This is a genomic window from Catellatospora sp. TT07R-123 (assembly GCF_018327705.1).
Taxonomy (GTDB): domain Bacteria; phylum Actinomycetota; class Actinomycetes; order Mycobacteriales; family Micromonosporaceae; genus Catellatospora.
This window is the reverse complement of record NZ_BNEM01000002.1, coordinates 3,521,055-3,538,204: the sequence shown is the minus strand read 5'-3', so window position 1 is coordinate 3,538,204 and position 17,150 is coordinate 3,521,055. Positions and strand designations below refer to the sequence as shown.

The 17,150-nt window shown below is 74.0% G+C and carries 10 protein-coding genes; 9 read left to right on the top strand and 1 reads right to left on the bottom strand.

Features of this window, described 5'->3' with window-relative positions; all coding sequences use genetic code 11:
- Positions 1 to 55: 55 nt before the first annotated feature.
- The 3 genes from Cs7R123_RS35520 to Cs7R123_RS35510 are packed head-to-tail and all read left to right on the top strand — an operon-like array spanning position 56 to position 6,992.
- Positions 56 to 3,130 (top strand): hypothetical protein, encoded by a 3,075-nt coding sequence (locus Cs7R123_RS35520; protein ID WP_212833138.1) that lies wholly within the window; start codon positions 56 to 58, stop codon positions 3,128 to 3,130.
- Positions 3,127 to 6,096 carry an FtsX-like permease family protein gene (locus Cs7R123_RS35515; RefSeq protein WP_212833136.1) on the top strand — a complete coding sequence of 990 codons (2,970 nt, stop codon included), beginning with the start codon at positions 3,127 to 3,129 and terminating at the stop codon, positions 6,094 to 6,096. The genes Cs7R123_RS35520 and Cs7R123_RS35515 overlap by 4 nt, the downstream gene beginning before the upstream one ends.
- Before the next feature lie 2 nt (positions 6,097 to 6,098).
- Positions 6,099 to 6,992, top strand: coding sequence for an ABC transporter ATP-binding protein (locus Cs7R123_RS35510; RefSeq protein WP_212833134.1), 894 nt, complete (start codon positions 6,099 to 6,101; stop codon positions 6,990 to 6,992).
- Between the two features lie 130 nt (positions 6,993 to 7,122).
- On the opposite strand, the gene Cs7R123_RS35505 is transcribed toward Cs7R123_RS35510, so the two are convergent.
- Positions 7,123 to 8,769: an alkaline phosphatase D family protein gene (locus Cs7R123_RS35505; protein WP_212833132.1), complete on the bottom strand. Its 1,647-nt coding sequence runs from the start codon at positions 8,767 to 8,769 to the stop codon at positions 7,123 to 7,125.
- A gap of 98 nt (positions 8,770 to 8,867) precedes the next feature.
- Between Cs7R123_RS35505 and ftsY the strand changes: the two genes are divergently transcribed.
- The 6 genes from ftsY to ffh all read left to right on the top strand — a co-directional run bounded on the left by ftsY (position 8,868) and on the right by ffh (position 17,065).
- Complete coding sequence (gene ftsY / locus Cs7R123_RS35500; protein ID WP_212833130.1) at positions 8,868 to 10,106, top strand: signal recognition particle-docking protein FtsY; 1,239 nt, start codon at positions 8,868 to 8,870, stop codon at positions 10,104 to 10,106.
- 20 nt (positions 10,107 to 10,126) lie between these two features.
- Positions 10,127 to 10,930 (top strand): aminoglycoside phosphotransferase family protein, encoded by an 804-nt coding sequence (locus Cs7R123_RS35495; RefSeq protein ID WP_374707062.1) that lies wholly within the window; start codon positions 10,127 to 10,129, stop codon positions 10,928 to 10,930.
- 253 nt (positions 10,931 to 11,183) lie between these two features.
- A complete protein-coding gene (locus Cs7R123_RS35490) occupies positions 11,184 to 12,605 on the top strand; it encodes an ammonium transporter (protein WP_280517346.1) in 1,422 nt (473 codons plus the stop codon).
- A 24-nt stretch (positions 12,606 to 12,629) separates the two neighbouring features.
- Positions 12,630 to 12,968, top strand: coding sequence for a P-II family nitrogen regulator (locus Cs7R123_RS35485; protein WP_212833127.1), 339 nt, complete (start codon positions 12,630 to 12,632; stop codon positions 12,966 to 12,968).
- 35 nt (positions 12,969 to 13,003) lie between these two features.
- Entirely contained in the window at positions 13,004 to 15,289 is a 2,286-nt protein-coding gene (locus Cs7R123_RS35480) for a [protein-PII] uridylyltransferase (RefSeq protein ID WP_212833126.1), read from the top strand.
- Positions 15,290 to 15,508: 219 nt separating this feature from the next.
- Positions 15,509 to 17,065 carry a signal recognition particle protein gene (gene ffh, locus Cs7R123_RS35475; RefSeq protein WP_212833125.1) on the top strand — a complete coding sequence of 519 codons (1,557 nt, stop codon included), beginning with the start codon at positions 15,509 to 15,511 and terminating at the stop codon, positions 17,063 to 17,065.
- Positions 17,066 to 17,150 lie beyond the last annotated feature (85 nt).

The window sequence follows — 17,150 nt, the reverse complement described above, 5'->3', positions numbered from 1 at the left end:
TGAGAGCGCTCCGCTCGCGCGTCACCGGCGATCTGATCACCTGAAGAGGTCGTTCATGCTCCGCTTGGTGCTCGGCGTGCTGCGCAGTCGGCGCGCCCAGGCCGTGACCCTGGCCGTGCTGGCAGTCCTGTCGGTCGCCGCCGGAACCGCCGCACCGCTGTACGCCACCGCCGCCGACCGTGCCGTCGTCGCGGCCGAGCTGCGCACCGCCACCCCCGCCGAACGCGCGATCACGTTCACCGCCGAGGTGTCCGCCGTCGACGGCCACGAATCGTCCCTGAACGACCTGCGCGGGCAGGCGCTCGCGATGACCGGCGAGAACACGCTCACCCAGGCCGCCGGGGTGCTGGTCCCCGGCCGCGCCGGGGTCGGCGGCCCGAGCCCGGTCTCCGCGCCGGTCGCGGCCCGCGACGGGGTCTGCGCCCACCTGCCGCTGCTGGCGGGCACCTGCCCGGCCGGGGCGGGCGGGGCGGTGCTCAGCGACCCGACCGCCAGGGCGCTCGGCGTCGCGGTCGGCGACGACCTGGTGTTCCAGGCCAACCGCGCCGAGCAGCCGGTCACGCTCAAGGTCGCCGGGGTGTACGACCCGGCCGCCGCCCTGCGCGACGCCGACCCGTACTGGGCCGGCCGCGTCGAACTGACGCCGCAGCCGCTGCGCGCCGTCAACCCGATCTTCGTCGACGAGAACACCGTCGACTCGCTGGCCGCCGACACGGTCGTGGCCATGCTCGACCTGTACGCGGGCCCGGACGCCCTGACCGCCGACAACGCCGCGGCCGTCGCCGCCTTGCTCAAGGCGGAGCTGGGCATGCCCGGCATCACCGTCGCCAACGGCCTGCCGCAGCTGCTGCGGCGCATCCAGTCCACCCGCGACGTGCTCGGCCTGGCCGCCCCGCTGGGCGCGGTGCAGCTGCTGGTCGTGTGCTGGTTCGTGCTGCTCATGGCGGTGGCGTACACGGCGGCCGGGCGGCGTACCGAGCTGGCGCTCGGGATGCTGCGCGGCGCCCCGGCCCGGCACCGGACGCTGCTCGCGCTCGGGCCGACGGCGCTGGTGCTGGTGCTGGCCGCCCCGTTCGGCGTGGCGCTGGGCTGGCTGCTGGTGCGGCTGCTCACCTGGGCCACGTTCGCCGGGCAGGCGCCGGTGCCGCTGGACGGCACCGCGCTGCTGGCCGCGGCGGGCACGCTGCTGCTGGTCATGGCCAGTGCCGCGATCGCCGAGCAGCGGGCGCACGGCGGTTCGCTGCTCGACGCGCTGCGCCAGGTGCCCGCACGCCGGGGACGGCGCTTCGGACTGCTCGAACCCGCGGTCATCGTGATCGCGCTGGCGGCGGTGGGGCAGAGCTACGCCTCCGCCGACGACGACGGCGGGCTGGCGCTGCTGGTGCCGCTGCTGCTCGCGCTGGTCGCGGGCCTGCTCACGGCCCGGCTGATCCGCCCGGCCGCCACCGCGTACGGCGCGAACCTGCTGCACCGCGGCCGCCTGGCCGCCGGGCTGGCCTCGTTGCAGGTGGCGCGCCGCCCCGGCGCCGACCGCCTGGTGGCGCTGACCGTCGTCGCCGTCGCCCTGGTCGGGCAGACCTTCAGCGCCTGGGACGTGGCCGGTGCCGCCGCCCGCGAACGGGCCGAGCTGGAACTCGGCGCGGCCCGCGTGCTCACCGTGTACGCCGCCTCGCGGCCCGCGCTGCTGGACGCGGTGCGCACCGCCGACCCGCAGGGCACCTGGGCGATGGCGGTGACCCGCCAGCCCGAGGGCGGCGACCTGCTGCTCGGCGTCGACAGCTCGCGGTTGGCGGCGGTGGCCGCGTGGCCGGGGCTGGCCGACACCACCGCCGCCGAGGTCGCGGCGGCGCTGCGGCCGAAGACCGCCGACCCGGTCACGGTCACCGGCGGCGAGCTGGGCCTGTCCGTGTACGTCGTGACCGACCTCGGCGCCGCGATGGACGTCAGCGCGGTGCTGACCGGCCCGCACGGCGAGCCGGTGACCGGTGCGTTCGAGATCGGCAAGCAGGTGGGCCCGGCTGTGTACCGGGCGGCGGTGCCGCAGTGCGCGCAGGCGCCCGGCTGCCGCCTGGCCTGGCTGAGCTTCACGCGCTCGCCGCACGAACTCCAGCTGACCGGCCTGAGCCAGTTCGGACCCGACCGCACGCTGCTGTCGGCCACCGAGATCAGCTCCGCCTCCCGCTGGCGCCCGCAGTTCGGCGCCGAGCCCGAGGTGACGCTGTTCAACGGGGCGCAGGCACGCGCCGCCGCCGCGCTGGAGGGCGCGCAGGCCCCGCAGCCCGGGTCGAAGGACTACATCTCCCTGCACTACGTGCCGGCCGACCCGCGCCACATCAGCACCGACATCCGGCTGGCCGTGGCCGACGGGCCGGTGCCGCTGCCGGTGGTGGCGGCCGGGCCGCGGCGGCTGGCGCATACGCGGGAACTGTCCAAGATCACGCCGTTGCAGGCGCTGGCCCGCCCCGCCGACGTCCGGCACGTGTCGCCGGTGCTGCCCGGCGCGGCCGCCGACGGCGTCATGTTCGACCTCGAACTGGCCGACCGGCTCGCCGACACCCGCGACAACACGGTGACCCTCCAGGTCTGGCTCAACGACCAGGCTCCCGCCGACGCCGTCGACCGGCTGCGCAAGGCCGGGCTGGTGCCGGTGGGCGACGAGACCGTGGCCGCGCGGGTGGTGCGGTACCAGGAGCAGGGCGCGGGCCTGGCCCTGCGGCTGCACCTGGCCGCCGCCGTGCTCAGCGTGCTGCTGGTGGCCCTGGCCATGCTGGTGCTGGCCGCGACCGACCGGCGCGGCCGCGCCGCCGAGCTGTCCGCCCTGCGGGTGCAGGGCCTGCCCGGCGGCGCGGCCGCTCGGGCCGCCCGGCTGGGCAACCTCGCGATGATCGCCGTCGCCGCGCCGGTCGGCGCGCTGACGGCGGTGGCGTCGTGGACCCTGAGCGCCCCCGCGCGGGCGGTGCTCACCTCGGCGGCGGAGTCGCTGCCGATACCAGATCCGGATTTGAGAGTCGTCGCACCCGCGGTCGTCGCGGCGGCGGCGCTGCTCCTGCTGGCGGCGCTGCTGGCCGGACGGTCCCTGAACCGCGCCACGGCGCGGGGCGACGAGAACACGGCGGGGGTGCGGCGATGACGGCGCTGCTGTGGTCGATGATGAAGGCGCGTCGGGGACTGGCCGCCATCACGCTGGTGCTGGCCGCGATGGCCGCGGCCGCCGCGGCGGCGGGCCCGATCTACCAGGCGGCGGCCACGGTGTCGCTGCGCACGGTCGAGGTGGGCGCGGCCGCGATCGACGAGCAGGCCCTGGTCGGGCTCGCGGCGGGCGACCCGCGCGAGCGCGGCGGGATGCCCGACGAACCGGCCCCGCTGCCGTACGTGCCGGGGTTCACCACGGTCGGCGGCTCGATGGTCGAGGGCACCGGCGCGGCCGTCACCGGCGACGCGCCGATGTTCCTGGTCTGGCGCGAGGGCGCCTGCGAGCACCTGTCGATCGTCAAGGGCCGGTGCGCCGCGGGCGAGCGCGAGGTGGTGCTGCGCGAGGACGTCGCGACCCGGATCGGGGCGAGCGTCGGCGGCGACTTCACGTTCACGCAGCCGCAGCCGATCGGCGGCCGGGACCGTCCGCAGCCGGAGCCGCTGACCGTCGTCGGCCTGTACGCCCGCCCGGCCGTCGACGACCCGTTCTGGGTGGGCCGTCCGGCGCTGCTCGGCCTGGACGCCACGGCGGCGTTCACCAACGAGCGGACCGTGGCCGCCGTGTCCCCGGGCCCGGTGCAAACCGTCGACCTGCTCGTCTCGGCCGACGCCTTCACCGACCTCGGCACGCTGCGCGACGACCTGGAGGACGCCGACGCGCAGCTGGTGGCCGCCGGGTACGGCACCGACAGCAACCTGCCCGACCTGATCGCCCGCATCGACGCCGGGGAGAAGCAGCTCGCTTCCAGCCTGCTGCTCGCGGTCATCCCGCTGGTGCTGCTGTGCTGGCTGGTCCTGTTCATCACCGTCGCGGGCGGGGTCGAGCAGCGCCGCGGCGAGCTGGGCCTGACCGCGCTGCGCGGTGTGCCCGGCCGCACCCGCTGGCTGCTGTCCAGCGCGGAGACGGCCATGCCGGTGCTGCTGGCGATGATCCCCGGCTACCTGCTCGGCTACGCGGTGACCGCGCTGCTGGCCCGGTTCGTGCTGCCCGGCGCGCCGCCGGTCGAGCCGGGCTGGGCGTCGATGGCGTACGCGGCCGTCGCCGTGCTCGGGGCGCTCGCGGCGGGCCTGCTGGCGCAGGTGCGCGCGCTGACCACGCCGGTGCTGGGGCTGCTGCGGCGGGCCCGGGTGCGCCGCCGCGGCGGCCTGGTCGGCGGCGTCGAGGTGGCCGTGGGCGCGCTGGCGCTGGTGGCCGGATACCAGGTCGCCGCCGGGGGCGCGGGCTCGGGCGGGGTCGGGCTGCTGGCCCCGCTGTGCGTGTCACTCGGGCTGGGCCTGCTCGCGGCGCGGGCGGTCGGCGTGCCCGCCGAGCGCTACGGCCGCCGCGCGCTGCGCAAGGGCCGGCTGCGGACCGGCCTGGCCGCGCTGACGCTGGCCCGGGGCTCGGGCACGCACTGGATCGTGATGCTGCTGACCGTCGTGTTCGGCCTGCTCGGATTCGCGCTGACCGCGCGGGACGTGGCCGACCGGGCCTGGCAGGACCGGGCCCGGGTCGAGGGCGGCGCCGCGCGGGTGCTGTCGGTGACGCCGCTGCCGGTGCCCGCCCTGCTGCACGCCGTACGCGCGGCCGACCCGGAGGGCCGCTACGCGATGGCGGCGGCGCGGGTCAACATCGCCGAGGACACCAAGGTGCTGGCCGTGGACAGCTCGCGGCTGGGCGTGGCGGCGCTGTGGCCCTCGTCGTACGGCCCCGTCTCCGCCGCCGACACCGGGAAGCTGCTGCGCCCGAAACAGGTGGAGCCGCTGCTGCTCCAGGCCGGGGCGCTTGAGGTGACGGTGACGCTGGACGACCTGACCGAGGGCGGGCAGGCCGCGGTGACGCTGCGCCTGACCAGCACCAAGGGCAGCCTCGCCCTGGCCCGGATCGACAAGCTGCGGCCGGGCACCGGGACCTACCGGATCGAGACGCCGTACTGCGCGGACGCGCCGTGCCTGCTCAAGCAGGTGCAGGTGGACCTGTTCACGCGGGGCCGCTACCGGGTCGACCTGACCGTGGGCGGCATCAGCGACGGCGACGGCAAGCCGCTGTTCACCGCCGACCAGCTCGCCACGCACCAGTGGCGGCTGCCCGCCGAGACCGCCGCCCGGCCGGTGCCGGCGATGGACCTGTCGGACAAGGGCATGCGCCTGAAGCTGGAGTCGGTGCTGACGCCCGACATCCGGGTGTTCTCCGACTCGGCGCCCACCCCGCTGCCGGTCGTCGCCTCGGGCACCCTGCCCGACGAGCTGTCGGCGTACGCGGGGACCGTGCGGGTGGCGGTGGACCGGGTCGGCACGCTGAACCAGGTGCCGCGCTACGGCGTACACGGGACGCTGGTCGACCTGGAGTACCTCGACATGCGGCTGGGCCAGGACTCCGACGCCACCGACCCGGAGGTGTGGCTGGCCGCCGACACCCCGGACTCGGTGGTCGAGAAGCTCGGCGCGAACGGACTGATGATCGTCGGCGAGCGTACCGAGGCCGACCAGCGCCGCCTCTACGGCCAGCAGGCCCCGGCGCTGGCGCTGTGGTTCCTGGCCGCAGCGGCGTTCACCGGCATCGTGTTCGCTGCGGGCGGGCTGCTGGTGACGGCGGTGCTGGAGCGCGGGCGCACCGACAACGGGCTGGACGTGCTGCGCGGGCAGGGCCTGCCCGCCGGGGTGGTGCGCGGGGCGGCGCTGGGCGGCCGGTGGGCCCTGGTGGGCGCGGGCAGCCTGATCGGCCTGGTCGCGGCGGCCGGGTCGTGGCTGCTGGCCAGCCGGGTCGTGCCGATCTTCAGCGACGGGGCGGCGACGATCCCCGCCGCCTCGCTGCCGGATCCGGTGCCGGTGCTCGTGCCGGTCGTGGTGGCTCTGCTGGTGCTGTTGACGACGTGCGTCGTGGCCACCCGGGTGGCGGCGGGCACGGACAGGAAGGTGGCTTGACCATGAAGAAGAACCAGAGCGCCCCGAAGCACCAGAGCCTGACCGGCCTGGCCGTGGTCTGCCGCCGCGTGGTGCACATCTACCGCTCCGACGGCGGCGACGTGGTCGCGCTGGCCGGGGTCGACCTCGACATCGCGCCCGGTGAGCGGGTCGCCCTGGTCGGCCCGTCCGGCTCGGGCAAGTCGACGCTGATCTCGCTGCTGGCGGGCCTGATGCGGCCGAGCGCGGGCCGGGTGCAGATCGGCCTGGTCGACATCGGGCGCATCAGCGAGGCCGAGCTGGCCCGGCTGCGCGGCACCGACCTGGGCGTGGTGCTCCAGGGTGCGCGGCGCAACCTGCTGCCGTACGCGACGGTGCTGAGCAACGTGTGGCTGGCCCAGCGCCGCGCCGCGAAGGTGCGGCCGGGCGACCTGGAGCCGCCGGAGCGGATCCTGGCGCTGCTCGGCCTGACCGGCCTGGGCCACCGCAAGGTGGAGGATCTGGCGCCCGGCGCGGCGCAGCGGGCCGCGATCGCGGTCGGCATGGCGTCCTCGCCCGGCCTGCTGCTGGTCGACGAGCCGACCAGCCAGCTCGACCGGGACGCCCGCGACGAGGTGCTGTCGGCGCTGGAGACGGTGAACACCGAGCGCGGTACCACGATCGTCGCGGTCACCCACGACCCCGAGGTCGGCGAGCGGCTGGGCCGCGCGGTGACCATCCGCGACGGCCGGGTCGGCTCGGAGGGTCGCGACGGGCGCGAGTTCGCGGTCATCGCGGGCGACGGCACCGTGCAGCTGCCGCCGGACGTGCTCGACATCCTGCCCCCGGGCACGCTGCTGTCGGTGGAGCACGCCAACGGCAAGGTGACCCTGCTCAGCGACGACCACTCGGTAGCCGTGGAGCTCCCGACCGCCTGACGGCGCCGCCCGTCGGCGGCGCCGCGGCTGAAGATCGCGATTTCGGGTCGTAACCTGCTCTGCCGGAGCGGGATATGACCCGAAACCGCGATCATGACCGCCTGAAAGCGGCGGTGGCCGCGCGGTGCGGTCACGACCCGGTGGCCGCCGGGGCGGGGGCGGGGGCGGGGGCCGGGGTGGGGGCGGTCGGCGTGTCCGCCAGGCGGTGCTGGAGCACGGGGGTCAGGCGGCCGCCGGGGTGGGCGCCCTCGATGAGGACGTCGGCGGAGCGGCCGCGGTGGGTCAGGGTGGCCACGGCGGTGCCGAAGTACGGTGGGCGCCCGGTCCGCCAGCGCACGCGCGGGCGGGGCACGCCGAAGGCGCGGGCGACCAGCCACGCCGGGCCGGACAGCACCCGCCACCAGCCCAGGCGCAGCAGGGTGCGCATGACGCCGCGCACGCTCTGGTGCAGCGGCGAGCAGACGATCTGGTGCACCTGCGCGGTGGCGCCCGCGACGTCGGCGCGGGCCACGTACGAGTGGTGCACGTCGCCGCCGAGCACGCTGACCGTGGCGGGTCCGCGTACGCCCGCGATCAGGGCGGTCAGCTCGTCGAAGGAGTCGCCGACGGCGGCCCAGTGCTCCAGGTCGTACTTCTGGCGCAGCTTCTCCGCGCCGCCGTGCCGCGCCGCCAGCACCTCGATCACGGCCTCGCCGTGGTGGATCACCGGGGCCAGCAGCCACGGCAGCGAGCACGCCAGCACCAGGTGGTCGCAGTCGGCCGCCGCCTGCCGCGCGAGGGCGTCCCAGTGCTCCTGCGGCCACATCCGGCGGCGGGCGCGGTCGAGCACGCGGTTGCCCCGGCAGTCCATCATGATCAGCCGGGTGCGCCCGACGTCGACGGTGTAGCCCCACTGGTAGGGCTCGTCCCCGGCCGGTGTCGACGCCCGCCGCGCGAACTCCGTCAGCACCGCCGTGGCGTCCCCGCCCGCGCGGACGCGCGTCCACACCGGGTCGCGCTCCAGCTGGGCCGGGGTGAGGTTGCCCAGGTGCTGGAACAGCCAGTACGACGCCAGCCCGGCGGTGATCCGCTCGTCCCACCACGGCTCGCGGCGGGCTGCCGCCAGCCATCCCGCCGAGGAGTTCCAGTCGTCGATGATCTCGTGATCGTCGAAGACCATCACCGTGGGCACGGTCGACAGCAGCCAGCGGACCTCGGGATCGGTCCACGACTCGTGGTAGAGGTGCACGTACTCGGCGAAGCCGACGACCTGGCGGGGTGGCGCCTGCGGGTGCCGCTCCTGCTCGGCCAGCCAGGCGACGGTCGGGGCGGACAGCTCGTCGGCGTAGATCTGGTCGCCGATCAGGGCCAGCAGGTCCGGCAGCGCGGCCTGGCCGGTCCGCGCGCCGGCCAGCAGCCGCGCCGCGAGCGCTTCCAGCACGTCCGGATCGTGGCCGCGTGCGGCGTGCGTACGCCCGGTCGCCTCCCGGCACGAGCCGAAGACGATGGTCGCGTCCCCGTCGGCCGGGTCACGGACGGTCACCACCGAGGGCGGCAGCTCCGGCGGCGGCCACACCGGCGCGCCGTCGAGCGAGACGGTGTACGGGTTCGCGCCGACCGGCAGTCCGCTGAGAACGGCGACCCCGATGTGGGTACCGAACGCAGTGAACGTGTCAGATGTCACCGTCACCCCGGCGGCGGCCACCGTGACCTGGACGGGGCGGTCGGTCTGTACCCAGATGACCGCCTGGTCGCCGTCGACGCGGCGCAGCAGGGGACCGAGAAGAAGGTTCGCCACGCCGCTATCGTCGCGTGATCACGCGACGCGGACCAGTAGCGACGGCGCGGCGGGCTCCGGTGTACGCGCGGTGACGATGAGTTTGAGAGGATGCCGGAATGGCTTCGCAAGACGTGCTCGTCGTCGTACTCGTGGTCCTCGCTGTGCTGCTGCTCGGCGGCCTCGCGGTGTACCTGGTGCGCCGGCCCGGCAAGGGCACCACCCTGCCGCCCGCGCCCCCGGCGCCGACCGAGCCGCCGCAGGTCGAGCGGGGTCCGAAGATCCCGCCGAGCGTGATCGAGCCGTCCGCGGACCAGAAGGTGATCGAGCGGCCGGCCGCGCCGGAGCGCCCGGCCGCGCCCGAGGTGCCGACGCAGGCCGCCCCGCCCGCTCCCGCGCCCGCCCCGGCCGCGCCGGAGATCGAGACGCCCGAGCCGACCGCGGGCCGCCTGGTGCGGCTGCGCGCCCGCCTGGCCCGCTCGCAGAACGTCTTCGGCAAGGGCCTGCTGGGCCTGCTGTCGCGCGACCACCTCGACGACGACGCCTGGGACGAGATCGAGGAGAGCCTGATCAGCGCCGACGTCGGCGTGGCGGCCACCGGCGAGATCGTGGCCAAGCTGCGCGAGCGCACCAAGGTGCTGGGCACCCGCACGACCAAGGAGCTGCGCGCGCTGCTGACCGAGGAGCTGACCGACGCGCTGAACCCGAAGATGGACCGCTCGGTGCACACCGGCGTCGTCGACGGCAAGCCGTCGGTGGTGCTCGTCGTCGGCGTCAACGGCGCGGGCAAGACCACCAGCTGCGGCAAGATCGCCCGGGTGCTGGTCGCCGACGGCCACACCGTGGTGCTCGGCGCCGCCGACACCTTCCGCGCCGCCGCCGCCGACCAGCTGGCCACCTGGGCCGGGCGCGTCGGCGCCGAGGTCGTGCGCGGTCCCGAGGGCGGCGACCCGGCCGCGGTCGCGTTCGACGCGGTCAAGAAGGGCATCGAGGCCGGGGTGGACACCGTGCTCATCGACACCGCGGGCCGCCTGCAGAACAAGGTCGGGCTGATGGACGAGCTCGGCAAGATCAAGCGTGTGGTCGAGAAGCACGGTCCGGTATCGGAGACGTTGCTGGTGCTCGACGCGACCGCGGGTCAGAATGGCTTGAGCCAGGCCCGGGTCTTCACCGAGGTCGCCGACGTCACCGGCGTCGTGCTCACGAAACTGGACGGGACGGCGAAGGGCGGTATCGTGATCGCGGTGCAGCGGGCGCTCGGAATCCCCGTCAAGCTCGTCGGTCTCGGCGAGGGCCCCGACGACCTTGCCCCCTTCGATCCCGCCGCGTTCGTGTCCGCGCTGCTGGGCGACGAGTGACGAACGGCTGAGCAGCGATCGTGACAGCTCCCTATCTGGACCCGACCGAGATCCCGCTGCGCGGCGGCAACGTCAGCACGGTGGTGCGGGTCGGCGAGACGGTCCGGCGCAACGCCGGGCCCTGGACGCCGACCGTGCACGCCCTGCTGCGCCACCTCGAGTACGCGGGCTTCACCGGCTCCCCGCGTGCCCTGGGCATGGACGAGCACAACCGCGAGGTCCTCTCCTACCTGCCCGGCGAGTGCGGCGAATACCCGCTGGCCCCGCACTGGGTCACCGACGAGGCCCTGGTCACCGTGGCGACCATGCTGCGGATGTTCCACGACGCCCAGGCGGGCTTCCGCACGCCGCAGGGCGGGGTGTGGCGCTCGTTCGGGCCGCCGCCGCCCGACGCGGAGATCATCTGCCACCACGACGCGGCGCCGCACAACGTGATCTGGCGCCCCGACGGCACCCTGGCGATGATCGACTTCGACCTGGCCTCGCCCGGGTCGCGCATCTACGACGTGGCGTACGCCGCGTGGACCTGGGTGCCGATCTTCAGCGACCGCGACTCGATCACGCTGGGCTGGCACCGGCCGGACCGCCCGCGCCGCCTGCGCCTGTTCGCCGACGCGTACGGGCTGATCCCGCGCGACCGCCACCGCCTGGTCCGGACCATCCGCAAGCGGATCGTCGACCACGTCGAGGGCATCCGCCGGCTGGCCACCGCGGGGGAGCCCGCGTTCGTGCGGATCGTGCAGAAGGGACACCTTCGGCGGCCGCTGCGCGACCTTCGGCTGATTGACTACGAGCGTTACACGCTGGAACACGCCCTGCGCTGATTCACGAGATGAATCGGCTTCTCACGTGTGAACATTTCTTCACACGTACGAAACAGATCGTGACGTGCTGGAAACCGAGCAGCGTCGTTGCGTGAAACAGGGGACGGCAATGCTGCCCCCCAACCAGCACCAACGGCACTGCGGCCGGTGGGCGGAGGTGACGGGCCGAAAGGCTCGCCGGATCAGCGGCGGTGAGCCGTACGGGACACCTCCGGGGGCTGGGAGGGAGGATCTCACCCAAAGGGAGGGCAGCGTGCTGCTCGCTGAGGAAGTACTTACGGTCGACACCGGCAACACCACGTGGTTGCTGGTCTCCTCCGCGCTCGTCCTGCTCATGACTCCCGGCCTGGCCTTCTTCTACGGCGGCCTGAACCGGTCGAAGAGCGTCCTGAACATGATGATGATGAGCTTCGCGTCCATCGGACTCATCTCGGTGCTGTGGCTGCTGTACGGCTTCTCGCTGAGCTTCGGTATCAACGAGAGCAACAACGACTACATCGGCAGCTTCACGCAGTACCTCGGCTTCGCCAAGGGCACCACCGGCACCACGTTCTCGGAGTTCTGGTTCGCGGGCGGTGCGTCCACCGGCATCCCGACCTACGTGTTCATGGTCTTCCAGATGATGTTCGCCATCATCACGGTCGCCCTGATCAGCGGCTCGCTGTCGGACCGCACCAAGTTCTTCGGCTGGCTGCTGTTCGCCACCGGCTGGTTCACGCTGGTGTACGTCCCGGTCGCGCACTGGGTGTGGGGCGGCGGCTTCATCGGCGCCAAGATCCACGCGCTCGACTTCGCCGGCGGTACCGCGGTCCACATCAACGCCGGTGCGGCGGCCCTGGCCGCGGCGCTGGTGGTCGGCAAGCGCGTCGGCTGGCCCAAGGACACCTTCAAGCCGCACAACGTGCCGTTCGTCGCCCTGGGCGCCGGTCTGCTGTGGTTCGGCTGGTTCGGCTTCAACGCCGGCTCCGAGCTGACCGCCGACGGCACCGCCGCGATCGCGTTCGTCAACACCCAGGTCGCCACCGCCGCCGCGCTGCTGGGCTGGCTGCTGGTCGAGTGGATCCGCGACGGCAAGCCGACCCTGGTCGGTGCCTCGTCGGGTGCCGTGGCCGGTCTGGTCGCGATCACCCCCGCCTGCGGCTTCATCTCGCCCTGGGCCGCCGTCGTGCTCGGCCTGGTCGCCGGTGCGGTCTGCGCCCTGGCGGTGAGCCTGAAGTACAAGCTCGGCTACGACGACTCGCTCGACGTGGTCGGCGTGCACTTCGTCGGTGGCTGGATCGGCTCGCTCGCGATCGGCCTCTTCGCCAACGCGGCGGTCAACTCCTGGATCACCGACCCGAAGATCCTCGGCGCCAGCGAGGGCCTCTTCTACGGTGGCGGCGTGACCCAGCTGGGCCGCCAGGCGCTGGCCAGCGGCATCGTCTCGGTCTACTCGTTCACCGTGGCCGGCATCATCGCCTTCCTGGTGAGCAAGGTCGCCGGTCTGCGGGTCTCCAAGGAGGCCGAGATCGAGGGCATCGACATCAGCGAGCACGCCGAGAGCGCGTACGACTTCTCTCCGGCCAGTGGTGGCGGCGGCACCGGCGCCTTCGCCCTCGCGGGTATCAGCACGCCGAAGGCCCCCGTGGCCGAGGTCGAGGAGTCGGCTCCGGTCACCGAGAAGGTGTCCGGTTAAGGTCCCTGGATGGAGGGGTTGAGCATGAAGCTGGTTACCGCCGTCATCAAGCCGTACCAGCTGGACGCTGTCAAGGAGGCTCTGCACGCCATGGGCGTGGCCGGGCTGACGGTCAGCGAGGTCCAGGGGTATGGCCGGCAGAAGGGCCACACCGAGGTGTACCGGGGTGCCGAGTACACGGTGGAGTTCCTGCCGAAGATCCGCATCGAGGTCGTGACGGACGAGCTGGACGTGGAGAAGGTCGTCGACTCCATCGTCACCGCCGCCCGCACCGGCAAGATCGGCGACGGGAAGGTCTGGGTCACGGAGGTCTCCGACGTGGTCCGGGTCCGCACCGGCGAGCGCGGTCTCGACGCGCTCTGAGTCTGTCGCTGTAGCAGCAACCTGAAAGAGGGACCATGGGCCCGGGGCACACCGCACCTTCCAGCACGGACGGGGCGGTGGGCCCCGGGCCCGCCTATTCCCGGCTCGCGCAGCGCGATCCGTCCGCCATCGGCGCCGACGCCCGGGCCGCCCGGGCCGACGCGCTCGACGACTGGCTGCGCCGCCTGCTGCCACCCGCCTTCACCGGGCGGCCCACCGGGCTCGCGCTGGTGGCCGTGGGCGGACTGGGCCGCCGCGAGTGCACGCCGCACGGCGACCTCGACCTGATCCTGCTGCACAGCGGCGTGGCCGGGGTCGACGAGCTGGCCGCCTCGCTGTGGTACCCGATCTGGGACGCCCGGATGGGGCTGGACCACTCGACGCGCACCGTCGCCGAGTCGCTGGACGCCGCGCACGACGACGTCAAGGTCGCACTCGGCCTGCTCGACGCCCGGCACGTGGCCGGCGACGCGGCTCTGACCGCTCAGCTCGCCCGCTCGGCCGTGGACCAGTGGCGGCGCACCGGCCGCCGCCAGCTGCTGCGGCTGCGGGAGCTGTGCGAGGAGCGCCACGCCGCCCACGGCGAACTGGCATACCTGCTGGAGGGCGACCTCAAGGAGGCCGCAGGCGGGCTGCGCGACGTCGGCGTGCTGCGCGGCATCGGCGTGGCCGGAGTCGCCGACGCGCTGCCGCCGCAGGTACGCGCCGCCGCGACGCGGCTGCTGGACGTACGCGACGCGCTGCACGTGAGCATCGGGCGGCGCAACGACCGGCTGCGGGCCCAGGAGCGGTCGCAGGTGGCCGAGCTGCTGGGGCTGGCCGACGGGGACGCGCTGCTGCGCCGGATCGGGCTGGACGCGCGTACCGTCTCGTGGTCGCTGACCGACGCCTGGCGCTCGGTGCAGCGCTGGCACGGGCCCACCGGCCGCGGGGTCGACCCGCGCGCCGCCGAGGCCGCCGCGATCCGCCGCCCGATCGCCCGCGACGTCGTGGCCGTCAACGGCGAGATCGTGCTGGCCCGCGCCGCCGTCGGGCCGCAGCCCGACCCGTCGCTGTCGCTGCGCGTGGCCGCCGCCGCGGCGCAGCACCACATGCCCATCGCGCGGGCCACGCTGGAGTGGCTGGCCCGCTTCTGCCCGCCGCTGCCGACGCCGTGGCCCGCCTCGGCGCGGACCGCGTTCCTGACCCTGCTCGGCGCCGGGACCGGCCTGGTGCCCGCCTGGGAGGCGTGCGACCGGTTCGGGCTGACCTCGCAGTGGCTGTCGCAGTGGACCCGGCTGCGCGGCACCCCGCAGCACCACCCGGTGCACCGCTACACCCTCGACCGGCACCTGGTCCAGGCCGCCGCCAACGCCGCGACCTGGTCGCGCGAGGTCGCCCGGCCCGACCTGCTGGTGCTCGGGGCGCTGCTGCACGACGTCGGCAAGGGCCTGCCCGGCGACCACAGCGAGATCGGCGCCGACCTGGTCGTGGAGATCGGCACCGCGATCGGCCTGCCCACCGCCGACGTGGCCACGATCTCCGACCTGGTCCGCCACCACCTGCTGCTGCCGGACGTGGCCACCCGCCGCGACCTCGACGACCCGGCCACGATCGCGCAGGTGGTCAAGGCGGTCGGCGACGTGGGCACGCTCGAACTGCTGCACATGCTGGCGCGTTCCGACGCCGCCGCCACCGGCCCGGCCGCGTGGTCGGCCTGGAAGTCCAAGCTCATCGACGACCTGGTGAACCGGGTGCGCGCGGTGCTCGGCGGGGCCGAGCCGCCCGCGCCCGCCGCGCCCGATCCGGCCCTGGTCGCCGGTCCGCTGCCGGTGGTCCAGGTCGCCGACGACTGGGTCGCGCTGGCCGCCCAGGACCGGCGCGGGCTGCTCGCCGCGGTCGCGGGCTGCCTGGCCACGCACCGGCTGGAGATCGTCGCGGTGAACTCGTCGACCATCGGCGACCGGGCGATCTTCGAGTGCGCCGTCAACGCCCGCTACGGCGCGGCGCCGGACCGGGAGCTGCTCGCCGCCGACCTGCGCCGGGTCGGCCTGGACCAGCTCCCCGCTCCGCGCCGGCTGGCCACCGCCGGCGGCGGGCGTGCCGCGACCGTCGCGCCCAGGGTGATCTGGGCCGAGGCGACCGACGCGCAGGTGCTGGAACTGCGCGCCACCGACTCGCCCGGCCTGCTCTACCGGGTCACGTCGGCGCTGGCCGAGCTGGGCGTCGACGTCCGCACAGCTCGGGTGTCGACGCTGGGCGCCGACGTCGTCGACGCGTTCTACCTGGTCGGTGACTTCGACCGGGCCGAGGTCGAGGCGGCGGTGCTGGCCGCCGCCTGACCTCCACGCGCAGGGTTCGTGCAGTTTCGGGGAAACTGCACGAATCACGCCCGCCATTCGTGCAGTTTCCCCGAAACTGCACGGTGGTTCGGCGCCGCTGGACGGGGAAGTAGATGGGTGGGGCGCGCGGGCGCGGTGGGGGAGGAGCCCACGGGCTACCCTTACCAAGGCTGCTTCGGCCTGTACCCAGTAGAACTCGACGATTTGGGATGTTGCGCTGTGTTTGACACCCTGAGCGACCGGCTCTCCGGCATCTTCACGAAGCTGCGGGGCAAGGGCCGGCTCACCGACGCCGACATCGACGCCACCGCCCGCGAGATCCGGCTGGCGCTGCTGGAGGCCGATGTCGCGCTGCCCGTGGTCAAGGCCTTCATCTTCAAGCTCAAGGAGCGGGCGCGCGGCGCGCAGGTGTCGCAGGCGCTCAACCCGGCCCAGCAGATCATCAAGATCGTCCACGAGGAGCTGATCGCGATCCTGGGCGGCGAGGCCCGCCGCCTTCAGTTCGCCAAGCAGCCGCCGACCGTGATCATGCTGGCCGGTCTCCAGGGTTCCGGTAAGACCACGCTCGCGGGCAAGCTGGCCCGCTGGCTGAAGGCACAGGGCAACCAGCCGCTGCTGGTCGCCTGCGACCTCCAGCGCCCCAACGCGGTCAACCAGCTCCAGGTGCTCGGCCAGCGCGCGGGCGTCGAGGTGTACGCGCCGCAGCCCGGCAACGGCGTCGGCGACCCCGTGCAGGTCGCCAAGGAGTCGATCGAGCACGCCAAGCGCGCCATGCGCGACATCGTGATCGTCGACACGGCCGGCCGCCTCGGTATCGACGTCGAGATGATGAACCAGGCCGCCGCGATCCGCGACGCGGTCAACCCCGACGAGGTCATCTTCGTCATCGACGCCATGGTCGGCCAGGACGCGGTCGCGACCGCCGAGGCGTTCCGCGACGGCGTCGGCATCACCGGTGTGGTCCTGTCGAAGCTCGACGGCGACGCCCGCGGTGGTGCGGCGCTGTCGGTGCGCGAGGTCACCGGCCAGCCGATCCTGTTCGCGTCCACCGGCGAGAAGCTGGAGGACTTCGACGTCTTCCACCCCGACCGGATGGCCAGCCGCATCCTGGGCATGGGCGACATGCTCACGCTGATCGAGCAGGCCGAGGCGGCCTTCGACGCCGATCAGAAGGAGAAGATGGCGTCGAAGCTGCTCGGTGGCGAGCAGTTCACGCTGGAGGACTTCCTCGACCAGCTCGTCGCCGTACGCCGGATGGGCCCGATCGCGAACCTGCTCGGCATGATGCCCGGCATGGGGCAGATGAAGGACCAGCTCGCCGAGCTCGACGACAGCCACTTCGACCGGGTCACCGCGATCATCCGGTCGATGACCCCGGCCGAGCGCACCACCCCGAAGATCATCAACGGCTCGCGCCGCGCCCGCATCGCCCGCGGTTCCGGCGTCACCGTGATGGACGTCAACCAGCTGCTCAACCGCTTCGAGCAGGCGCAGAAGATGATGAAGCAGATGGGCGGCATGATGGGCCTGCCCGGTGCCCGCCGCAAGGCGACCAAGTCGCCGAAGAACAAGCGCAAGGGCACCAAGAGCGGCGGCGGTGGCGGCGGCCGGGGCGGCTTCGCGGGCCTGCCCGGTGGCATGGCCGGCATGCCGCAGCTGCCCCCGGGCATGGACCCGGCGGCGCTGGAGCAGCAGCTCGGCGGCCAGAGCGGCGGCGCCTTCAAGGCCCCGAAGCTCGACTTCGGCAAGCTGATGAAGGGCGACAAGGACAAGTAGCGGGTACGACGAAGACCGCCGCCCCCCGAGGGCTTGTGCGCGCCACGCGCGCCGGGGGACGGCGGTCTTCGTCTGCACTGGATCG

What these genes read in the sequence shown, in the direction of transcription:
- Cs7R123_RS35520 (WP_212833138.1), top strand. Translation starts at nt 56, where the DNA reads ATGCTCCGCTTGGTGCTCGGCGTGCTGCGCAGTCGGCGCGCCCAGGCC.
- Cs7R123_RS35515 (WP_212833136.1), top strand. Translation starts at nt 3,127, where the DNA reads ATGACGGCGCTGCTGTGGTCGATGATGAAGGCGCGTCGGGGACTGGCC.
- Cs7R123_RS35510 (WP_212833134.1), top strand. Translation starts at nt 6,099, where the DNA reads ATGAAGAAGAACCAGAGCGCCCCGAAGCACCAGAGCCTGACCGGCCTG.
- ftsY (WP_212833130.1), top strand. Translation starts at nt 8,868, where the DNA reads ATGGCTTCGCAAGACGTGCTCGTCGTCGTACTCGTGGTCCTCGCTGTG.
- Cs7R123_RS35485 (WP_212833127.1), top strand. Translation starts at nt 12,630, where the DNA reads ATGAAGCTGGTTACCGCCGTCATCAAGCCGTACCAGCTGGACGCTGTC.
- Cs7R123_RS35480 (WP_212833126.1), top strand. Translation starts at nt 13,004, where the DNA reads ATGGGCCCGGGGCACACCGCACCTTCCAGCACGGACGGGGCGGTGGGC.